Below are 19,279 nucleotides of genomic sequence, written 5' to 3'. Positions count from 1 at the left end.
GCGGTTTGAATAAGAGGAATTATCGTTTGGTTTGATCGGGGCGCTTGATTTCCTGTGGCGAGGGAGCTTGCTCCCGCTGGGTTGCGAAGCAGCCCCAAAACCAGGCGCCGCGGTGCAACAGGTAAATCCCGCCAACCAGTTTGCGACTGCTGCGCAGCCGAGCGGGAGCAAGCTCCCTCGCCACGGGGTTCACTGTTGGTCTGTAGGGGGGACTACTGCCCCCGGCACCAACGGCAATTCCAGCGTCGCGATGAACCCGCCCTCGGGATGGTTGGCCAATACCAGCGCTCCGCCGTGGCGTTCGGCTGCGCGGCGGGCGATCGCCAGGCCCAGGCCATGACCGGCAGTGGTCTGGCCGGGCGCGCGATAGAACGGTTCGCCCAGTTGGCCCAGATGCTCGGCCTCGACGCCCGGCCCGTGATCGCGCACGCTGACCAGGATTCGCTCCCCCTGGCGCACCGCGCGCATTTCGACGGGCTGCCCGTCCGGACTGAAGCGCTGGGCGTTGCGCAACAAATTGTCCACGGCACGCTCGATCATCGTCGGCCAACCCTTGAGGGCCAGGTTCGGCTCGGTTTCCTGCTGCACGATTTGCTCCGGCGAAGCCATCTGGGCATCTTTTTGTAGATTGATCAGTAGCCCGTTGAGATCGACCTCTTCGGCACTGGCGTTGTCGGCATCGACGCGAGCCAGGACCAGGATTTCACTGATCAGCGCTTCCAGTCGATCACACTCACGCGTCAGTCGCGGCCAGAGTTTTTCGCGCTCCTCGGGGCTCGCGCGCTCCGCCAGTGCCAGGGCGATGCGCAGCCTGGCCAGGGGCGAGCGCAATTCGTGGGAAACGTCGCGCAGCAGTTGGCGCTGGCTGGCGATCAGGCTTTGCAGGCGCGCGCCCATGCGATTGAAATCCGTGGCCAGCACACCAAATTCGTCCCGTCGGTTGGCCAGCTTGGCTAGGCTGTTCTGCTGATAGGCCGCTTGCCCCAGGTCATGCACCGCGCCGCGCAGTCGGCTCAGCGGACGGGTGATGGAAAGGGTCACCAACAGGCTGAACAAGGTCAGTACTACCAGGGCAATCGCTAGGGCACTGAGGGGCCAGAGCAAGCTGCCGCGGTGCCAGGCGTCCAATTCGGGGTGGGGGATGCGGTAGATGAACAGGTACGTGTCGCCGGTCTTGGCGCTGGTGAACTCGTCGGTCAGGCGCCGCCAGGGCAGGCGTCGGTCGTCGTTGTTCTGGCGCGCCTCGAACGCGGCGGCACGGTGCGGAAAGGTGCCGCGCACCACCGGGTCGCCACTTTCGTTGAGCACTTGGACGTCGATGTGATACTGGCGCTTGCGCTGTTGGAGGATGGCCTGCGCGGCGTCTTCGCCCTGGCTTTCGTAAGTCTGCGTCCACTCTTCGGCCAGGGTATTGAGGCCTGGATGACGGCTGAGGATCCAGGCGTCCTGGTTCAGCATGTGGCCCATCAGAATCGAAAGTCCCGCCACCAGAGCGATGGCCAGCCAGAAACTGGCCAGGACGCGCCAGAACAATGAACGCACGGATTTATCCTCGAAAACAAAGAAAGCCCAACGGCGGTGTGCCGTTGGGCTGGTGGTACTTCAGGGCATTATTGCGCTTTTTGCGGCTGTTGCGCTTTCCAGGCCTTGAATTCGGCCCACTCGGCCCGACGTTCGGCCTGCTTCTTCTGGATCGCGTCGAATTCTTTCTGTTGTTCCGGCTTCAACAGTGCGCGGATCTGCGCATCGACTTTTTGGTGCCGAGCCTCCCTTTCGTCCTGCATGGCTTTCTGGTCGGCTGGCGACAGCTTGGCCAGGTATTTGTCCACCAGTTCACGTTGTTCGTGGCGTTGTTCGCCCATGATCCGACGGATCTGCTGGCGTTGCTCGTGGCTCAGGTCCAGTTGGCTGTAGGGACCTCTGTCATGCATCTGGCCACCGTGGCGCGGGCCGTCCATCGGGCCCATCGGGCCAGGACCTTCGGGCATGGCCATGGCGACGGTCGGCAGGGCTGCGGCGAACATCAGGGCGGTGAGGGTCTTGCGCATGGTGTTTCTCCTTGTCTCGTTCCCGGTCAGTTCCGGATGTGTCCAGATTACGGAGATCAAGGTCAGCGGCGGTCAGGGGTGGGTAAAGCTTGGGTAAAGACGGTTTGGTGCGGACCTGACAAATCCAGCGGGCGAAGACTAATCCCCGTGGCGAGGGAGCTTGCTGTGGCGAGGGGATTTATCCCCGCTGGGGCGCGCAGCGGCCCCCACGGCTTCAACTGATATACCTTAATGGCAGCAATAGGGGGCGCTTCGCACCCCAGCGGGGATAAATCCCCTCGCCACAAGAGATCGGCGCAGTGCCTTAAAGGCTGTAGTAATAACCCCGGCTACGCAGCGCCACGATCCGTGGCCGGCCATCGGGGTGGGGGCCGATTTTCTTGCGCAGGTTGCTCACGTGCATATCGAGGCTGCGGTCGTACAGGGTCAGCTTGCGGCCCAGGGCGAGCTGCGCCAGCTCCTGCTTGTCCAACGGCTCGCCCGGTTGCTTGAGCAGCGCTTCGAGCAGGCGGCTTTCGGACACCGTGAGGGTTTGTTCCTGCTCGTCGATGCTGACGACGCCGCGTACCGGGCTGAAGGTCAGGTCGCCCAGTTCGATCTGGCTGGACACGGCCGTCGGGTGGCTGCGCCGCAGCACGGCGCGCAGGCGGGCGGTCAGTTCCCGTGGGTCGCAGGGTTTGGCCAGGTAATCATCGGCGCCCAATTCCAGGCCGAGGATGCGGTCCAGCGGCTCGCCACGGGCCGAGAGCATCAATACCGGCAGCTCCGGATGATCGTTGCGCAATTGCTTGAGCAATTCCAGGCCGCTGCCGTCGGGCAGCATCACATCCAGCACCACCGCCGCCGGGGCGGTTTCGGCCAGGGCCTTGCGGGCGCTCAGGCCATCGTGGCAAGCGCGGACCTGGAAACCTTCCTGGCCCAGCCAACTGCCGAGGAGCTCACACAGCTCCTGGTCATCATCTATCAGTAACAGCTCGCTCATGACTCACTCAATTTAGCCATTGCCGACGTTGTCTACGTCCACCGCTGGCAAAGATACCGCAGAGCAGGGCCAATAGCGCTACCCCGGCGCCCACCACGAACCATTGCTGCTGATCGGTCAGCAGGCGTGGCAGGGGATTGGCCTGGGCTTCCTTGAGCTGCAATTTCAAGCGCTGGTTTTCCTGGCGCAACCGTCCCACCAGCGCGCTTTCGCGTTCGCCGTTGGTGTTCTGTAATTGTTGGGTGAGCTCTTCACGCATGCGCTCGCTGTCTTTCAAGCGTTGCTGCAATTCGGCGATCTGGCCGCCTGCGCTCAGCGACAAGGGCGTCGAATGGCCGGCTTCGGAGGTTTCCTCGCCATGGGCGGGCGCCCCGATCGCCAACGTGACCAACAACAGGCACAACGGACCTTTGCGCATTGCAGCTCCTGAATTCCAATCGAGATTTAGCAGATTAGACAGGTTGTCGGCAGGCGGACGAGAACAATGAGCCATTGAGCGCAATGAGCCAGGAAGGCTCATCGCGCCGGGGAAATTTACGGCAGGACTTGCTTGAACGGCTTGACCTCGACATTGGCATAGACGCCAGCTGTCACGAACGGGTCGGCCTTGGCCCAGGCTTGTGCGGCGGCCAGGGACTCGAACTCGGCCACGATCAGGCTGCCGGTAAAACCGGCGGCGCCTGGGTCGTTGCTGTCCACCGCCGGATGGGGACCGGCCAGCACGATGCGGCCTTCGGCCTTGAGCTGTTGCAGGCGCTCCAGGTGCTCAGGGCGGGCAGCCAGGCGTTTTTCCAGGGAGTTGGCGACGTCGGTGGCGATGATGGCGTAGAGCATGTCAGTCCTCGGTTTTTGGCGTGGTGGGGTCGGCATCGTGCAGGTGACGGGACAGGTAGATGCCCTGGCCAATCAGGAACAGCAACGTCATGCCCAGGCTGCCGAACACCTTGAAGTCGACCCAGTATTCCTGGAACGTGAACGCAACGAACAGGTTGGCGGCGCCACAGAACAGGAAAAACGCTATCCAGGCGATGTTCAGGCGGGTCCAGATCAGCTCGGGCAGGTTGATGGCGTGGCCCATGATGCGCTTGATCAGCAGGCGGTCGCCGATGAAGTGGCTGCCGATGAAGGCCAGGGCGAACAGCCAGTTGACCACCGGGGCTTTCCATTTGAGGAACGTCTCGCTATGGAAGGCCAGGGTCAGGCTACCGAATACAAGGCAGGCGATCAGGGTCAGCCACTGGCTCTTCTCCAGCTTGCGCTGGGAGATGAACAGCGCGCCGTAGACCACCAGGGAACTGATGATCAGCACCGCGGTGGCGCTGTAGATACCGCCTACAGTCAAGGAGTGGCCGGCGATATCGACGGTCCGGGGATCAAGTTTGTAGACGATGAAAAACAGCAGGAGCGGGATGAAATCGATGAATTGTTTCACAGTGGCAGCCAGGAGCAGGATGTGGCGGCATAATAACAAACATCCTTGGCCGCGATAGGGCCAGCTGATTTGAGGTAACAAAGTCCCGTGAATGTTGATTTGCACTGCCATAGCACGGCCTCCGATGGGGCCCTGGCGCCTGCGGTTCTGGTGGCGCGGGCGTTCGAGCACGGCGTGCGAGTCCTGGCCCTGACCGATCACGATACCCTCGAAGGCCTCGACGAGGCCCGCAGTGCCGCGACCGCGCTGGGCATGCAGTTGGTCAACGGGGTCGAGCTGTCCTGTACCTGGGGCGGGGCGACCATTCATGTACTGGGCTACGGTTTTGATGTGACGGCACCGCCCTTGGTCCAGGCCATCGCCGAGTTGCGCGATGGTCGTTGGCTGCGCTCCGAGGAGATCAGCCGCAAGCTCGCCCTCAAGGGCATGCCCGGTGCGCTGGAAGGGGCCCGGCAGATCCAGCAGGAATTGGGCGACAGCGGCAACGCGCCGGCCCGGCCGCATTTTGCCGACTGGATGGTGCGCGAAGGTTTCGTCAAGGACCGCGCCGAAGCCTTCCGCAAATGGCTGGGGGCCGGCAAGCTGGGGGACGTCAAGCAGCACTGGCCGACACTCGAGGAGACGGTCGGGACACTGCGGGCCGCCGGCGCCTGGATCAGCCTGGCGCATCCCTGGCACTACGATTTCACCCGCAGCAAGCGCCGCCGCCTGATAGCCGACTATATTCAAGCAGGGGGCCATGCCATCGAAGTGGTCAATGGCCATCAGCCGGCCGAGCAGGTCGGCAGCCTGGCGATCCTCGCCCGGGAGTTTGGATTGCTGGTGAGCGCCGGCAGCGATTTCCATGGCCCGGGGGGCTGGTCCGAGATAGGCGAATATCGCCCGTTGCCGGAAGATCTGCCACCACTATGGTGTAGATTCAAACATGATCCCGTTATCGCCGCCGTCTGAACAGGTAGAACACGTGAGTCAATTTTTCCAGATTCATCCGGAAAACCCGCAAGCGCGCCTGATCAAACAGGCCGTGGAAATCATCCGTGGCGGTGGCGTGGTGGTTTATCCCACCGACTCGTCCTACGCCATCGGTTGCCAGATCGGCGACAAGAATGCCGTCGAGCGAGTCAGACGCCTGCGTCAGCTGGATGACAAGCACAACTTCGCACTCATCTGCAGCGATCTTTCGCAGTTGGGGCTGTTCGCCAAGATCGATACCGGCACTTTCCGCCTGCTCAAGGCCCATCTACCGGGCCCTTATACTTTTATCCTGAATGCCACCCGGGAAGTCCCGCGGCTGTTGTTGCATCCCAAAAAACGCACCATCGGCCTGCGCGTGCCGAGCCACCCCATTGCCTTGGCGCTACTGGCGGAGCTGGGGGAGCCTTTGATGAGCGTGACGCTGATCATGCCCGGCGAGACCGATCCGCTGACTGACCCCTACGAAATCCGCCAGATGCTCGAACATCAGGTCGACCTGATCATCGACGGCGGTTTCGGTGGCATGAAGGCCTCCACGGTGATCAATCTGGCCGACGGCGAGCCGCAGGTGGTGCGCGTCGGCTGCGGCGACCCGACGCCGTTCATGGTCGAGGCCTGAATGTCCGTTGTGGAGACCGCCGTCGACAGCGTGGACAGCCAGGCTGGCGCGCAACAGGAGCTGCCCTTCGCGATGGTCTATGGCCAGGCGGTCATGGAAATGCCCCTGGACCTGTACATTCCGCCGGATGCGCTGGAGGTTTTCCTTGAAGCCTTCGAAGGTCCGCTCGACCTGCTGCTGTATCTGATCCGCAAACAGAACATCAATATCCTCGACATTCCCGTGGCGGAAATCACCCGCCAGTACATGGGCTACGTCGAGCTGATGCAGTCGGTGCGCCTGGAGCTGGCGGCGGAATACCTGGTGATGGCGGCCATGCTTGCCGAAATCAAGTCGCGCATGCTGCTGCCGCGCTCGGCCGAAGTCGAGGAGGAAGAAGACGATCCTCGGGCGGAGCTGATCCGCCGCTTGCAGGAATACGAGCGCTTCAAGGTGGCCGCCGAGGGCATCGACGGCCTGAGCCGGGTCGGGCGCGATGTGGTGGTGCCCAAGCTCGATGCCCCCGAGGCGCGGGCACGCAAGTTGCTGCCGGACGTGAGCCTGGAAGAGTTGCTGATGTCCATGGCCGAGGTCCTGCGCCGGGGCGATATGTTTGAAAGCCACCAGGTCAGTCGCGAGGCACTGTCCACCCGCGAGCGCATGAGCGATGTGCTGGAACGGCTCAAGGGCGGCGGCTTCGTCCCCTTCGTCGAGCTGTTCACCGCCGAGGAAGGGCGGCTGGGCGTGGTGGTGACGTTTATGGCGGTCCTGGAATTGGTCAAGGAATCCTTGGTCGAGCTGGTGCAGAATGAGCCGTTCGCAGCGATCCACGTGCGAGCCCGAGCCGAATAACGAGCAAATCAATGAATCTGACTGAACCCCGCGAGCTGGCCCCCTTGCTTGAAGCTTTCCTGTTGGCCTCGGGAAAGCCGCAATCGATGGAGCGTCTGTTCGAACTCTTCGAAGAAGGCGAGCGGCCCGAGCCGGCCGTGTTCAAGAAAGCCCTGACATTGCTGGGCAAATCCTGCGAGGGTCGGGCTTTCGAGCTCAAGGAAGTGGCGTCCGGGTACCGCCTGCAAATCCGTGAGAAGTTTGCCCCGTGGGTCGGACGCCTGTGGGAAGAACGGCCGCAGCGCTATTCCCGGGCGCTGCTCGAAACCATGGCGCTGATCGCTTATCGCCAGCCGATCACTCGCGGCGAGATCGAGGATGTGCGCGGCGTGGCGGTCAACAGCAACATCGTCAAGACCTTGCTGGAGCGCGAGTGGATTCGCGTCGTCGGTTATCGCGACGTACCGGGCAAGCCGGCGATGTTCGCCACCACCAAGGCCTTTCTCGATCACTTCAACCTGAAGAACCTCGACGACCTGCCGCCGCTGGCGGAACTGCGGGAGTTGGAACCCGAGCCGATGCTGGAATTCGACGACGCTCCGGTGCCCCAGGGCTTGCAGGAACTGGCCGACGCCAGTGCCGAGCCTGAGGAGCCGAAGGAAGAGACCAGTTTCCATTCGTTGCTGCTGGAACTGGACACGATGGAGGAGGGCTTGAAGACCGACTTCGACGACCTGCTGCGTGAGGAGCCGGGCCTCGAAGAAGAAGCGGATGAACCGACGCCGCTCAGTGAAATCGAGCCCGAGCCGGAGGAGGACATCCTTGGCGTCGCCGAAGCCCGGGAAAAATTGCTGGCCGCCGTCGCCGCCCTTGCGCCGCCTGAGCCCGAACTGAGCGATGAAGAGGCCGAGGCCCGCGCCCTGGCTGAAGCGATCGAAAACGAACGGCGCCAGTTCGACGACTGACTCAACTGGTTTGCAAACACTGGCTGATCCACCGCCGTCCCACAGGGGCCTTCATTAAGTCGGGTGCCACCGATCGGCGGAAAAAGCACCAAGGGCATTTCGATCAGCTAGTCTCTGATGCGCAATCACCTCAACGAGCGTATGATTCGCGACCCTTTGGCGATCCCTTCGCCGAAAGACCTGTTTTCAAAGTGTCAGGCCAAGCCTGGCTCGACCACACCGGGAGGTGCCCAGAAATGAACGACCAAGACCAGAACGACAGCCAGGAAATCGGCCCAGCAGGCGAAAAACTGCAAAAAGTCCTCGCCCGCATCGGCGTCGGTTCGCGCCGTGACGTGGAAGCCTGGATTACCCAGGGCCGCATCAAGGTCAACGGCAAAGACGCCACCTTGGGCCTGCGCGTCGACATGCATGACGCCATCACCATCGATGGCAAGGTGATCAAGCGTGAAGAGGCCGCCGAAACGGTGCGCCGCGTGATCATGTACAACAAACCCGACGGCGAGATCTGCACCCGTGACGACCCGGAAGGCCGTCCGACTGTGTTCGACAAGATGCCGCGTCCGAAAGAAGGCCGCTGGATCAACATCGGTCGCCTGGACATCAACACCACCGGTTTGCTGATGTTCACCACCGACGGTGAGCTGGCGAACCGTCTGATGCACCCGTCCTACGAGATGGACCGCGAATACGCCGTCCGTGTGCGTGGCGAAGTCGATGACGAGATGATCGAGCGTCTCAAGGCCGGCGTCGTGCTGGAAGACGGCCCGGCGCGTTTTACCGACATCAAGCAGGCGCCGGGCGGTGAAGGTTTCAACCACTGGTACCACTGCGTGGTGATGGAAGGTCGCAACCGTGAAGTGCGGCGCCTGTGGGAATCCCAGGGTCTGGTGGTCAGCCGCTTGAAGCGTGTGCGTTTCGGCCCGGTGTTCCTCAACTCCGACCTGCCGATGGGCCGCTGGCGTGAAATGACCCAGCAGGAAGTCGACATCCTGGCGGCCGAAGTGGGCCTCAAGCCTGTGGCAATGCCGCAGATGACCGCCAAGAGCAAGGACAAGCTGGAGCGGATGCAGCGCAAGTCCTCGCGTCCGATGGGCAAGACCGAGCGCGTGCGTACACTGCGCCCGGCGGCCGACGGCGTAGCGACCGGCCCGCGTCCTTCCCGCGAGCCGCAGATCGAAGGCGAACGTCCGGCCCGCAAGCCTGCACCGCGTCAGGACGGCGAGCGTGGCCCGCGTGCGCCACGTCCGGCCAATGGTCGTACCGAGCGTGGCGAAGGGCGTGGAGCCCCGGCTGGTCGCGGTACGCCAGTGGCGGATCGCCCGGCCGACACCAAGCGCCCGGCCAAGCCTGCGCCGAAAAAGCGTCCGGGCATCATCCTGGCTGACCGCGATGCACCGTCGGGCAAGCGCCGTGGTGCCCCGGCAGGTTCGGGACAGCGTCCGGGGTTTGGGCGTCGTAAGCCGGAGTGAGGCAGCTGTGAGTTTCTAGCTGCAAGCTGCAAGAAAAAACGCCGACCGTTGGGTTGGCGTTTTTTTTGGCCTGGCTTTAGTGATGCAGCGCTTTTTGAGTCCGCCATCGCGAGCAAGCTCGCTCCCACAATGGAGCGGCGCCGAACACACATCTCCCAGTCACCAAGATCAACTGTGGGAGCGAGCTTGCTCGCGATGGCGCCAGCAGCCCCACAATCGATTTCAGCCTAAAGCACAAACCGCCCATCAAACATCGGCTCTTTGTCCAGCGCCAGCACACCGCTTTCGAAAATCAGATCCAGGTGATGGCTGCCCTTGGCGCCGCCACCGAGCCCCAGGTGCAGGCCGCAATGGCGCTCTTCGAAACCGGCGTTGCGAGCGTACAGGCTCTTGACCCCTTCGTTGGTGCCGATCCCCAGTTCTTCGATGCGCCGGTTGGACGGGTTGGCGTCCAGGTACCGGTTGAAATCGTGTTCCAGACCCGGGACATCGGTGGCGATTTTCTGGATCGTGGAGTCTTCGATCCACAGCTCCAGCGGCGACTGCAGCACGCCATATTTGCGTGCGAAGGGAATCGTGCTCAGGAAAGTCCCGACGAATTTCACCCGGCCATTGATGGTGTCGCTGTGGGTGGCGATTTCGCCGGGAGCCAGATCGTAGTTGCCGACGCCATTGATGTCGGTCCACTTCTTGACGTTGTGCAGCGCGGTGTCGAAATACGAGCCGTGCTCATCTTCGAAGCTCAACGTCGTAGCCTGGGACATGCGGCGGATCAGGTGGCTATTGAGCCCGGCGATCCGTTGGGGAATGACGCTGAAAGTGTCGTAGAAATAGTCGCCATAGTCTTTGAACAACAGCGATTTTTTCCAGTTGTCCGCCATTACGCCCTGCAGCGCGCGGACAAAGTCCGGGCCATCGGGGCGTGGGTTGGGAAGGGTGGATGAGTCGTAGAAGAAAATGTACAGATCGCTGTCGGCAATGGCCTGGGACAGGCGTTCCGTGGGTTCGAGGTCCAGGCGCATGGCGTTGAACCTGAACGGCGAAGTGCTCCCGGCTTGTTCTGCAATGCTGCCGGCCAACGCTTCGTAATCGGCGGTGTGGCCGAGCAATACCTTGGCGGGCTGGATGCCGGCCAGGGCAGGATGATGTTCGAGGTAGTAAAGGAAATGTGAGATGGCTCGTTGTGTGTCCATGCTTATTCTTCCCTGACGATTGATTTGGCTTCCTGGCAGCAGGATGCGGAGCCGACCGGCCGGATCAGCTCCGCCGGGTATCGCTTACAGAGGCCACATCGCCGTGCCGAACGGAACGACGGCGTCGGCTTGCATCATTTCAACGGCGGCTTCATGGGTCGGTGCGTCGAACCATTCATCCAGTTGCAGTTCGGTTTCCAAGTCTTTGTCCAGTGCTTGCATAGTGAATCTCCTAGATGACTTTTGCGGAAAACGCGGGCCGATTCGGCGAGTGGAACCCGGCTGAATCGGCACCGCAAAAACTCGCCGGCACGATGCCTGGGCAAGTGGCTGAAAACCTAGTCGAGGGTTTTTTGGAATGCAAAAAATTATTTTATTTTTTTTGTTTGAACTTTTTGTTCCATTTTTTCATGGGCAAATTAGCTGTTTAAAAACAGTCGTCTGGTGGGCTGTCTTCGTTAGGTAGCTATCTACCGTCAATTTGTGGTCAGGATCTGCAAACACCCTTGATGGAAAGTCTGCTTTACGCGCCGTAAAGAATTGATGACGAAAAAAGCCTTGCATGCGGGTCGTAGAGGCAGGTTTTCCCGGTTGTAAGAAAAAGCTTCCGCATGGCCTCGACGTGGACTGGTTCCGGAGCTCTGGCCCGCTTGTTTCAGCGCTTCTTCAAGGGTGAGATGCGCTCCATGCCTGTCGTGCAGGTGAATAACAAAAAGGAGGCGCAATGAACGCCGTAGCTCCGTTTTCCTTCCCCCGTGGTTGTGTTTTTCGCATTCCACGCTTCAACGGCTCGCAAGAGCCCGGACCTGTTTTCGCAGCCGCCCGAGATGTTCGAGGCGGCCCCGTGCGATCCCGGCAAATGACACGCTGATCCGGTGGTGTCTGGCAGCAGGGGGTCAGCGGTGTACAATGCGCCGCGTTTTACTGTGACCCTTCGCGTAGCCACGCACTTTCAAGGTTATCCGCCTTGTTCACTCCGCCACGCCACAAGCGTGTCGGGTTCGATTTCGTCACAGATAAAAACAAACAGGTGACGCATGACCGTTGTAAAAACGCTGAATTCCTGGTGCCTGCGCTGGGGTTTGATCGGCGCTGCTTGAGATCCGATTCGAGCGGCAACGTCTAACGAATATCATCAAACCTTGCGTGAGACCCTTTTCATGAGTGGACAAAACTCGCATTCAGGCGAGCTGAAGCGCGGCCTGAAAAATCGCCACATTCAGCTGATCGCCCTTGGCGGCGCGATCGGCACCGGCCTGTTCCTCGGCTCGGCGGGGGTGCTGAAATCAGCCGGCCCGTCGATGATCCTCGGCTACGCCATCTGCGGCTTCATCGCCTTCATGATCATGCGCCAGCTCGGCGAGATGATCGTCGAAGAGCCGGTGGCCGGCTCCTTCAGTCATTTTGCCCACAAGTACTGGGGCGGTTTCGCCGGGTTCCTGTCGGGTTGGAACTGCTGGATCCTCTACATCCTGGTGGGAATGTCCGAGCTGACGGCGGTTGGCAAGTACATTCACTATTGGGCGCCGGACATTCCGACCTGGGCCTCGGCGGCGGCGTTCTTCATCCTGATCAATGCGATCAACCTGGCCAACGTCAAGGTCTTCGGCGAGGCCGAGTTCTGGTTCGCGATCATCAAGGTCGTGGCGATCGTTGGCATGATTGCCCTGGGCAGCTACCTGCTGGTCAGCGGTCACGGAGGCCCGCAAGCGTCAGTCAGCAACCTGTGGTCCCACGGTGGGTTCTTCCCCAACGGCGTGAGCGGCCTGGTGATGGCGATGGCGATCATCATGTTCTCCTTCGGTGGCCTGGAAATGCTCGGTTTCACCGCCGCTGAAGCCGACAAGCCGAAGACCGTGATCCCCAAGGCCATCAACCAGGTGATCTACCGGATCCTGATTTTCTACATCGGTGCCTTGGTGGTGTTGTTGTCCCTGACGCCTTGGGACAGCCTGTTGGCCACCCTTAACGCTTCCGGCGATGCCTACAGCGGCAGCCCGTTCGTGCAGGTGTTTTCGATGCTGGGCAGCAATACAGCTGCGCACATCCTCAACTTCGTGGTGCTGACTGCCGCACTGTCGGTGTACAACAGCGGCACCTACTGCAACAGCCGCATGTTGCTGGGCATGGCCGAGCAGGGCGATGCTCCCAAGGCCCTGGCGAAAATCGACAAGCGCGGCGTGCCGGTTCGCTCGATCCTCGCCTCGGCGGCGGTCACGCTGGTGGCGGTGCTGCTCAATTACCTGATTCCCCAGCATGCGCTGGAGCTGCTGATGTCGTTGGTGGTCGCGACCCTGGTGATCAACTGGGCGATGATCAGCTACTCGCACTTCAAGTTCCGCCAGCACATGAACCAGTCTCGCCAGACGCCGCTGTTCAAGGCGCTGTGGTACCCGTATGGCAACTATGTCTGCCTGGCGTTCGTGGTGTTCATCCTCGGCGTGATGTTGCTGATCCCCGGCATCCAGGTCTCGGTGTACGCGATTCCGGTGTGGGTGGTGTTCATGTGGGTGTGCTATGTGATCAAGAACAAGCGCGAGGCTCGGCATGAGCTGGCCGTGGCGGCTGCCGCCAAGTAAGCATCGCTGAAAGAAGACAAACCCGGCCGAGTGCCGGGTTTGTTCTTTCAGGCCACATACAAATCCCCTGTGGGAGCGAGCCTGCTCGCGATAGCGGTGGATCAGCAGCATTGATGTTGACTGGCACACCGCTATCGCGAGCAAGCTCGCTCCCACAAGGGGTTAAGTGTTGTCTTGGGGATTCGCGGTATCCTGTGGACCCTGACACCGGACACTTTCCATGCTGGTCATTTCCAACACCGTGCACATCCCGGACGCCGAGATCGAGCTGACGGCCATTCGCGCCCAGGGCGCCGGGGGGCAGAACGTCAACAAGGTTTCCAGCGCTGTGCACTTGCGCTTCGATATTCCTGCGTCGTCGCTGCCCGAGTTCTACAAGGAACGGTTGCTGGCGCTGCGCGACAGTCGCATCACTGGCGACGGTGTGTTGATCATCAAGGCCCAGCAATACCGCACCCAGGAACAGAATCGGGCCGATGCGCTGGAGCGCCTGGTCGAACTGATCCTCAGCGCCACCAAGGTCGAAAAGAAACGCCGCCCGACCAAACCGACCCTCGGCTCGAAAAAACGTCGCCTCGAATCGAAGACCAAGCGCGGCTCGATCAAGGCCGGGCGCGGCAAGGTGGATTTCTAGAGTTTCTCCCGCGCCTCACGGTAGCGAGGCGCCTGACGGTACAGGTAGACGCTCAATGCCAACCCTCCCAGGGCCGCCAGCGCAGCGAACAGAAAAATCGAGGCAAAGCCGAAACCGGCGGCTATCGCCCCGGCCAGTGGGCCGGTGATGCCCAACGACAAATCGATGAACAACGAATAAGCGCCCACCGCCGCCCCACGGCTGGAGGCTGGCACCAGGTTGACCGCTTCCACGCCCAACGCCGGGAATACCAGCGAGAAACCGAAACCACTCAACGCCGCCCCCGCCAGTGCCCACTGTGCATCGGGCGCCAGCCATAACAGCAGCAAGCCCAGGGTTTCCACCGACAGGCACGCAATCGCGACCCTGAACCCTCCGAGACGGTTGATCAGGTTGCCGAACAACAGCCGCGCACCGATGAAACAGGCGCCGAACAGGCTCAGGCAGAGCACGGCGTTTTCCCAGTGCTGCGTGGCGTAGTACAGGGTGATGAAGGTCGCGATGGTGCCAAACCCGATTGAACCCAAGGCCAAGCCGCAGCCGTGGGGCAATACGCGCCCCAGCACATGCATGAACGGCAGGCGCTCGCCGACGACGATGGGCGCGGCGGTTTTCGGCCAAGCCAATGCCAGCCCGAGCACGGCCAGCAGGATGATGCTGGCGCCCATGCTCCACAGCCCGAGGGATTTCACCAGCCACACCCCCAACGGCGCGCCGATCGCCAGCGCGCCGTAACTGGCGATGCCGTTCCACGAGATGACCTTGGCGGTATTCGCCGCGCCGACCCGGCCGATGCCCCAGCCGATCGAGCCCGAGCCGACCAGGCTTTCGGCGCTGCCCAGCACCAGGCGACCGATCAACAGGCTGGTCAGGCTCAGGACCGGCATGCCTGCGGTCCAGGCAGAAACCAGCATGAACACGCCGCTCAAACCACACCCGGCCAGGCCGAACATGACCGCGCGCTTGCTGCCCAGGTTGTCGATGATGCGGCCCGCATAAGGACGGCTAAGCAGCGTGGCCAAGTATTGGACGCTGATCACCAACCCGGCGATTACCGCGCCGAACCCCAGCTCGCCATGGACGAACCCGGGCAGGACGGCCAAGGGAATGCCGATGTTCAGATAGCCGATAAAGGTAAACAGGACGATGGAAACGACTTGCAGCGTGACCGCCATGGGGCGCTGGAGATCTGGCATGGGGAAAAGGTCCACGGGGCAGCAGGATAGATAGGCTGCTTATGATAGCGGCGACCGCAGCGGTGGCGCGTGGAAAAGTAAAACTATTTGCCGGACGGCGGCTCGGGTGTGGTTTTGTCAGCGACCAGGTGCGCAGTGACCAGCGCGGCAATGGCATTTTCTTCCGTGCCGAACCGAGTCAGCAGGGCTGCTTGTTTCTCGGAAGAGAGGCGGGTCCAGATCTCGACCATTTTCTCGGCGGTGCCAATCAGCACGCTGGCCTGGGCCGGGCTGAAGGAGGAAGTGTCGTCGGTCATGGCGTGGGGCTCGGATTCAGGCGGTGTGGAAAGCGCATCTTAGGCTCTGTACGAAATGTGTTCGCGCGAAGGCCAGACAAGGCGAAACGGGGCGAGGAAGCGCAGTGTACTGGAGTACATGAGCATTCCGAGCCCCGTTTCAACGCAGTATGGGCGAGTGCGGATACATTTCGTACAGAGCCTTGCGCTTTCCACACAGTCTGGTGCTGCGGGTGGATCAGTCTTCGTTGTCGGCCTGGCGGCGTTCAGTGGTTTGCTGCTGCTCGGGTTGCTGGGCGTCGGGTTGCCCTCCGGCTTGCAGCGGGGTCGTCTGCTCAGGTTCGTGCAGGCTTGGGAAGGGGAGATTAGGGATCTCGTGCATTTCGCGCTCCTCGCAAAGTCTGTTGATTGATCGGGTAGATCCGCGCTTCTACAAAGCGTGGGCAGGATACCCCAGGAGAAATGACAAAAAGACTTTCAATCCTGGTGGGGCGACCGGTGGGCTTGTCTGGACAGGTCATGTCCAGCAGCGAAAACGCCGTCGCTACCGGTGGTCGGCAGGGCTCAAGAACAGGGCCTGGGGGCCGACCCTGTGTACATATCCTCCACATTCAGTAGCGAGAGTGGACCCTGGACATGGAGGTCCTTTCTTCGAAGAGATCGACTCCATGTTTCTACAAAAATCCCTGAGAGCGCAGATTCTGGCCCTGCTGAGCGGCAGCCTGTTGGCGATGCTGCTGATCGCCCTGGCCTCCTTTCATTTCCTTTCCGATGGCATCCAGAATTATCGCAGCCTGATTGATGGCCCGTTGCGTGCGTCGCAATTGATCGACGAGGCCAATCTGCAATTCAAGGTACAAGTCCAGGAATGGAAAAACGTCTTGCTGCGCGGCAAGCAGCCCGCGGACCTGGAAAAATACTGGAAGCAGTTCGATGATCGCCAGCGCGATGTCCAGAACCTCCTGGGTGAGTTGATCAAGCACGAAGGTGTCCCGGCGTCGATCAGGACGCGCATCGAACGCCTGCGGGGCGAGCACGCGCAATTGGGTGCCGCCTATCAAAAGGGGCGTGATGCGTTTGTCTCCGCTGGTGCAGACGCCGCGGCAGGGGACGCGGCGGTCAAGGGTGTTGACCGTGCCGCCAGCGAGCAGATGAGCGAATTGGTGGTGGAGCTGCACAAACTGGGCGATGAACAATCGGCGCTGATCAGTGCCGGTGCGGATCGTACGATCCTGTTGGGCACCGTGATCATGCTGCTTTCGGGATTGCTGGTCGGCTTGCTGAGTCTGTGGCTGGTCAACCGCAACCTGGTGCAGCCAATCCGTAGCCTGATCGAATACGTGACTCAACTGAGCCGTGGGCGTTTCGCCGAGCGCGTAACCAGCACACGTCAGGATGCGTTGGGCGACCTGGCCCTGGCGGCGAATACGTTGCGTGACTTCCTCGCTGAAACCTTCACCCGGCTGCAACGCAGCGCCACGGAACTGGACAGCGCCAGCGGCGAGCTCAACGCGATTGCCAGCCTGATGAGCCAAGGCACCAGCGAGCAATTCGAACGCACCGATCAAGTCGCAACGGCGATGAACGAGATGTCCGCCACCGCCCAGGAAGTTGCCCGTCATGCCGCCGACGCGGCGCGGGCCGCTGATGATGCCGATCATTCCGCGCAGTTGGGCGAAAAGGTCATGCAAGGCACCATCCACACGATCACCCAAATGCGCGGCGAGATTGCCAACACGGCCACGGTGATCCGCCGCTTGGAAACCGACAGCGGTCGCATCGGCAAGGTCCTGGAAGTGATTCGCGGGATCGCCGAGCAGACCAACCTGTTGGCCCTCAACGCCGCCATTGAAGCCGCGCGGGCCGGCGAGGCCGGGCGCGGTTTTGCGGTGGTGGCCGATGAAGTGCGCAGCCTGGCCCAGCGCACTGCGTCGTCGATCATCGAGATCAACCAGATCATCCAGACCGTTCAGACAGGCGCGGTGGACGCGGCCCAGGCCATCGAGAGCGGGCAGTCGCGCAGCGAAGAAAGTGTCGAGCAGGTGACTCAGGCCGGCGAGATGCTCGAACGTATCACCCAGGCTGTCGAAGCGATTCGCGACATGAATCGCCAGATTGCCACGGCGGCGGAGGAGCAGACCTCCGTGGCCGAGGACATCTCGCGCAATCTGACTGAAATCACCTGCATCGCCAGCACCAACCTGGACAATGTGCAGCGTACTGAAGCGGCCAGTCGGGATCTGCACGGGTTGTCGGGGCAGTTGAACGAAGTGACGGCGCGGTTGAGTGCCTGACGACATTGATCGGTTTGGAACAGGGCTTGGTTAACACCCGTGGCGAGGGAGCTTGCTCCCGCTGGGCTGCGCAGCAGCCCCAAAGCCATTCAGCGCGGTGCGACAGCTTTTACGACTGCTGCGCAGCCGAGCGGGAGCAAGCTCCCTCGCCACAAGGTTCCATGCAAACTTGAAGTGAACCAGCTCAATAATCGCGCCGCTTGCGAAACGCCCATCGGCCTGCAATCACGGTGAAGGTGGCGACCAGCGCCACCAGGATCCAGAAGCCCTCGGGATCACTGGCCAGCGGCACGCCGCCGACGTTCATGCCGAAGAAACCGGCAATGATGTTGATGGGCAACGCCAGTACCGTGACCACCGTCAGGGTGAACAGGGTACGGTTGCTTTGTTCGTTGAGGTTGGCGGCGATTTCTTCCTGCAGCAACTTGATGCGCTCGCCCAGGGCCGTGAGATCGTTGATGATCAGGGCGAACTCCTCGGTGGATTTGCGCAGTTCCTTGACGTCTTCTTTCTGCAGCCATTGCGGCGGGCGATTGAGCAGACGCAGCAGCGAACCCGGCTCCAGGGCCAGCAGACGTTGCAAGCGCACCAGCACCCGGCGTTGGCTGCCCAGTTCGGCGCGGTTGGTGGACAGGCGTGAAGACAGCAACTGATCCTCGATCTGGTCGACGCTGAGGCTGGTCTTGCGCACGATCTGGGTCAGCACCTCGCCTTGGTCGCGCAGCAGATGCACGAGCAACTCCAAAGGTGACCGAAAGCACTCGCCGGCCTTGACCGATGAGCGAAGCTTGTCGACCGAGTGCAGCGGTTGCAGGCGTGCGCTGACAATCAGCCGACTGCTCACGCAAACCCACAACGTGGACACATCCGAGGACACCAGGTTGCTGAGGTTGAACACCACATCGTTGACCACGGCGAGCAAGGCCGAGTCCACGTGCTCGATGCGGGTCGAGCGCGAGCCCTCGTGCAAGGCTTCGAAGAATTCCTGGGGCAAGGCCAGCCGGCTTTTCATCCAGCGCTCGCACGCGGCGTGGGCCAAATTCAGGTGCAGCCAGAGGAATTCGTCGGGATCTTGCGGTTGTTGCAGGCTTTGCAGGGCCTGGGCCGAATCAATTTCTCGTCCGCGCTCGCCAGGCAGGAAGCGAAACCCGTAAAGCAGGCCGAACAGGTCCGGGTCGCGATGGCTTTGGTCGATGCTGTGGTTCATGAAGGCTCGCTGGCGGGAGTGCCTGTCGCGGCGATGACAGGTTCACTTGTGCGGCATCATTGCAGGGTTCTTTGAAGGTTTTGTGACGGTTGGGCTGCGGCGAAGGCTTGGTCAGCGTTCACGAAAAAGCCGCGCAACTTTCAAGTTGCGCGGCTTCTTTTATTTCCATGGATCAAGTGTCTTGTTTGTTCGACAAGACTTTGCCAGTGGTGGCGTCGAAATCAACGTCAAATTCCTTGCCATCGGCAGTTTTGAGTTCCACTTCATATTCGTAGCCGTTGAAGTGGTTATCCAGGTCGGTGTCGGTGATGGTGGCGCCCGGGTGCAACTTCAGGGCTTCGGCATTCATCGACTCGAGGGATTTGATCTTGCCGTCCTTGACCAATTGAGGAATCTGGTCGATTCGTACATCCGCCTGGGCCAGGCCAGCGGTGAGGGTCAGGGCGGCAGCGGTGAACAGGGCAGTCAAAGTTTTCATCTGTCTTTCCTTGGTGTCGTTAAAGGGTGATTCGTTTAAGTGGGGCCAGATTATCTCTGGCAACTTAATTCACCCTTAATTCGGAAAACTTGCGCCGACCGCACCGATCCGCCCCCGATT

General features: G+C 61.3%; 21 protein-coding genes. 8 read left to right on the top strand and 13 right to left on the bottom strand.

Going from position 1 to position 19,279, the window contains the following annotated elements:
• Nucleotides 1–189: 189 nt before the first annotated feature.
• The 6 genes from Q7C33_RS00860 to Q7C33_RS00835 form a co-directional block, all read right to left on the bottom strand.
• A complete protein-coding gene (locus Q7C33_RS00860) occupies nt 190–1,542 on the bottom strand; it encodes a sensor histidine kinase (protein ID WP_407682678.1) in 1,353 nt (450 codons plus the stop codon).
• 68 nt (nt 1,543–1,610) lie between these two features.
• The gene (locus Q7C33_RS00855) at nt 1,611–2,048 is read right to left on the bottom strand and encodes a Spy/CpxP family protein refolding chaperone (RefSeq protein WP_030142502.1); all 438 of its coding nucleotides are present in this window, start codon (nt 2,046–2,048) and stop codon (nt 1,611–1,613) included.
• Nucleotides 2,049–2,352: 304 nt separating this feature from the next.
• Nucleotides 2,353–3,030 carry a response regulator transcription factor gene (locus tag Q7C33_RS00850; protein ID WP_030142501.1) on the bottom strand — a complete coding sequence of 226 codons (678 nt, stop codon included), beginning with the start codon at nt 3,028–3,030 and terminating at the stop codon, nt 2,353–2,355.
• A 7-nt stretch (nt 3,031–3,037) separates the two neighbouring features.
• Nucleotides 3,038–3,448, bottom strand: coding sequence for a translation initiation factor 2 (locus Q7C33_RS00845; RefSeq protein ID WP_030142500.1), 411 nt, complete (start codon nt 3,446–3,448; stop codon nt 3,038–3,040).
• Between the two features lie 116 nt (nt 3,449–3,564).
• Nucleotides 3,565–3,864 (bottom strand): YciI family protein, encoded by a 300-nt coding sequence (locus tag Q7C33_RS00840; protein ID WP_030142499.1) that lies wholly within the window; start codon nt 3,862–3,864, stop codon nt 3,565–3,567.
• Nucleotide 3,865: 1 nt separating this feature from the next.
• A complete protein-coding gene (locus tag Q7C33_RS00835; RefSeq protein ID WP_030142498.1) occupies nt 3,866–4,462 on the bottom strand; it encodes a septation protein A in 597 nt (198 codons plus the stop codon).
• Between the two features lie 87 nt (nt 4,463–4,549).
• On the opposite strand from Q7C33_RS00835, the gene Q7C33_RS00830 reads away from it, so the two are divergent.
• The 5 genes from Q7C33_RS00830 to rluB all read left to right on the top strand — a co-directional run bounded on the left by Q7C33_RS00830 (nt 4,550) and on the right by rluB (nt 9,303).
• Nucleotides 4,550–5,413, top strand: a complete 864-nt coding sequence (locus Q7C33_RS00830; protein ID WP_030142497.1) for a PHP domain-containing protein — start codon at nt 4,550–4,552, stop codon at nt 5,411–5,413.
• Nucleotides 5,414–5,426: 13 nt separating this feature from the next.
• A complete protein-coding gene (locus Q7C33_RS00825; protein ID WP_030142496.1) occupies nt 5,427–6,056 on the top strand; it encodes an L-threonylcarbamoyladenylate synthase in 630 nt (209 codons plus the stop codon).
• A gap of 132 nt (nt 6,057–6,188) precedes the next feature.
• The gene (locus Q7C33_RS00820; RefSeq protein ID WP_167352838.1) at nt 6,189–6,887 is read left to right on the top strand and encodes a segregation and condensation protein A; all 699 of its coding nucleotides are present in this window, start codon (nt 6,189–6,191) and stop codon (nt 6,885–6,887) included.
• Between the two features lie 11 nt (nt 6,888–6,898).
• Nucleotides 6,899–7,831, top strand: a complete 933-nt coding sequence (scpB, locus tag Q7C33_RS00815; RefSeq protein ID WP_030142494.1) for an SMC-Scp complex subunit ScpB — start codon at nt 6,899–6,901, stop codon at nt 7,829–7,831.
• A gap of 236 nt (nt 7,832–8,067) precedes the next feature.
• Nucleotides 8,068–9,303 carry a 23S rRNA pseudouridine(2605) synthase RluB gene (gene rluB, locus Q7C33_RS00810; protein WP_030142493.1) on the top strand — a complete coding sequence of 412 codons (1,236 nt, stop codon included), beginning with the start codon at nt 8,068–8,070 and terminating at the stop codon, nt 9,301–9,303.
• A gap of 227 nt (nt 9,304–9,530) precedes the next feature.
• Here rluB and Q7C33_RS00805 read toward each other — a convergent pair whose 3' ends face one another.
• The gene (locus tag Q7C33_RS00805; RefSeq protein ID WP_407682677.1) at nt 9,531–10,496 is read right to left on the bottom strand and encodes a leucyl aminopeptidase; all 966 of its coding nucleotides are present in this window, start codon (nt 10,494–10,496) and stop codon (nt 9,531–9,533) included.
• Between the two features lie 84 nt (nt 10,497–10,580).
• Nucleotides 10,581–10,718 (bottom strand): hypothetical protein, encoded by a 138-nt coding sequence (locus tag Q7C33_RS00800; RefSeq protein ID WP_407682676.1) that lies wholly within the window; start codon nt 10,716–10,718, stop codon nt 10,581–10,583.
• A 938-nt stretch (nt 10,719–11,656) separates the two neighbouring features.
• On the opposite strand from Q7C33_RS00800, the gene Q7C33_RS00795 reads away from it, so the two are divergent.
• Nucleotides 11,657–13,075: an amino acid permease gene (locus Q7C33_RS00795; protein WP_198797934.1), complete on the top strand. Its 1,419-nt coding sequence runs from the start codon at nt 11,657–11,659 to the stop codon at nt 13,073–13,075.
• 220 nt (nt 13,076–13,295) lie between these two features.
• Complete coding sequence (arfB, locus tag Q7C33_RS00790) at nt 13,296–13,709, top strand: alternative ribosome rescue aminoacyl-tRNA hydrolase ArfB (RefSeq protein WP_030142489.1); 414 nt, start codon at nt 13,296–13,298, stop codon at nt 13,707–13,709.
• Here the strand turns inward: arfB and Q7C33_RS00785 are convergent.
• From Q7C33_RS00785 to Q7C33_RS00775, 3 genes are all read right to left on the bottom strand, one after another.
• Nucleotides 13,706–14,905 (bottom strand): MFS transporter, encoded by a 1,200-nt coding sequence (locus tag Q7C33_RS00785; RefSeq protein WP_407682675.1) that lies wholly within the window; start codon nt 14,903–14,905, stop codon nt 13,706–13,708. The genes arfB and Q7C33_RS00785 overlap by 4 nt on opposite strands.
• 83 nt (nt 14,906–14,988) lie before the next feature.
• A complete protein-coding gene (locus tag Q7C33_RS00780) occupies nt 14,989–15,201 on the bottom strand; it encodes a hypothetical protein (protein ID WP_198797931.1) in 213 nt (70 codons plus the stop codon).
• Between the two features lie 217 nt (nt 15,202–15,418).
• Nucleotides 15,419–15,562: a hypothetical protein gene (locus tag Q7C33_RS00775; RefSeq protein WP_187293363.1), complete on the bottom strand. Its 144-nt coding sequence runs from the start codon at nt 15,560–15,562 to the stop codon at nt 15,419–15,421.
• A 286-nt stretch (nt 15,563–15,848) separates the two neighbouring features.
• On the opposite strand from Q7C33_RS00775, the gene Q7C33_RS00770 reads away from it, so the two are divergent.
• On the top strand, nt 15,849–17,474 hold the full coding sequence (locus Q7C33_RS00770) for a methyl-accepting chemotaxis protein (RefSeq protein WP_407682674.1): 1,626 nt from the start codon (nt 15,849–15,851) through the stop codon (nt 17,472–17,474).
• A gap of 184 nt (nt 17,475–17,658) precedes the next feature.
• Here the strand turns inward: Q7C33_RS00770 and Q7C33_RS00765 are convergent, their stop codons facing one another.
• Together Q7C33_RS00765 and Q7C33_RS00760 are read right to left on the bottom strand one after the other, a co-directional pair.
• Nucleotides 17,659–18,681, bottom strand: a complete 1,023-nt coding sequence (locus Q7C33_RS00765) for a transporter (protein ID WP_198797929.1) — start codon at nt 18,679–18,681, stop codon at nt 17,659–17,661.
• Nucleotides 18,682–18,853: 172 nt separating this feature from the next.
• Entirely contained in the window at nt 18,854–19,159 is a 306-nt protein-coding gene (locus Q7C33_RS00760; RefSeq protein WP_030142484.1) for a PepSY domain-containing protein, read from the bottom strand.
• Nucleotides 19,160–19,279 lie beyond the last annotated feature (120 nt).

Origin of the sequence: Pseudomonas sp. BP11-1-1 (assembly GCF_052112105.1) — a bacterium.
Classification (GTDB): domain Bacteria; phylum Pseudomonadota; class Gammaproteobacteria; order Pseudomonadales; family Pseudomonadaceae; genus Aquipseudomonas; species Aquipseudomonas alvandae.
Note: the sequence above shows the minus strand (reverse complement) of the source record. Positions and strands in the feature narration are given on the sequence as shown.

Bases quoted from the DNA above. Each gene is read 5' to 3' on its own strand.
- Q7C33_RS00780 (WP_198797931.1), bottom strand. From the start codon at position 15,201: ATGACCGACGACACTTCCTCCTTCAGCCCGGCCCAGGCCAGCGTGCTG.
- Q7C33_RS00785 (WP_407682675.1), bottom strand. From the start codon at position 14,905: ATGCCAGATCTCCAGCGCCCCATGGCGGTCACGCTGCAAGTCGTTTCC.
- arfB (WP_030142489.1), top strand. From the start codon at position 13,296: ATGCTGGTCATTTCCAACACCGTGCACATCCCGGACGCCGAGATCGAG.
- Q7C33_RS00850 (WP_030142501.1), bottom strand. From the start codon at position 3,030: ATGAGCGAGCTGTTACTGATAGATGATGACCAGGAGCTGTGTGAGCTC.
- Q7C33_RS00855 (WP_030142502.1), bottom strand. From the start codon at position 2,048: ATGCGCAAGACCCTCACCGCCCTGATGTTCGCCGCAGCCCTGCCGACC.
- Q7C33_RS00760 (WP_030142484.1), bottom strand. From the start codon at position 19,159: ATGAAAACTTTGACTGCCCTGTTCACCGCTGCCGCCCTGACCCTCACC.
- Q7C33_RS00775 (WP_187293363.1), bottom strand. From the start codon at position 15,562: ATGCACGAGATCCCTAATCTCCCCTTCCCAAGCCTGCACGAACCTGAG.
- Q7C33_RS00770 (WP_407682674.1), top strand. From the start codon at position 15,849: ATGTTTCTACAAAAATCCCTGAGAGCGCAGATTCTGGCCCTGCTGAGC.
- Q7C33_RS00795 (WP_198797934.1), top strand. From the start codon at position 11,657: ATGAGTGGACAAAACTCGCATTCAGGCGAGCTGAAGCGCGGCCTGAAA.
- Q7C33_RS00765 (WP_198797929.1), bottom strand. From the start codon at position 18,681: ATGAACCACAGCATCGACCAAAGCCATCGCGACCCGGACCTGTTCGGC.
- Q7C33_RS00840 (WP_030142499.1), bottom strand. From the start codon at position 3,864: ATGCTCTACGCCATCATCGCCACCGACGTCGCCAACTCCCTGGAAAAA.
- Q7C33_RS00845 (WP_030142500.1), bottom strand. From the start codon at position 3,448: ATGCGCAAAGGTCCGTTGTGCCTGTTGTTGGTCACGTTGGCGATCGGG.
- Q7C33_RS00805 (WP_407682677.1), bottom strand. From the start codon at position 10,496: ATGGACACACAACGAGCCATCTCACATTTCCTTTACTACCTCGAACAT.
- Q7C33_RS00800 (WP_407682676.1), bottom strand. From the start codon at position 10,718: ATGCAAGCACTGGACAAAGACTTGGAAACCGAACTGCAACTGGATGAA.
- scpB (WP_030142494.1), top strand. From the start codon at position 6,899: ATGAATCTGACTGAACCCCGCGAGCTGGCCCCCTTGCTTGAAGCTTTC.
- rluB (WP_030142493.1), top strand. From the start codon at position 8,068: ATGAACGACCAAGACCAGAACGACAGCCAGGAAATCGGCCCAGCAGGC.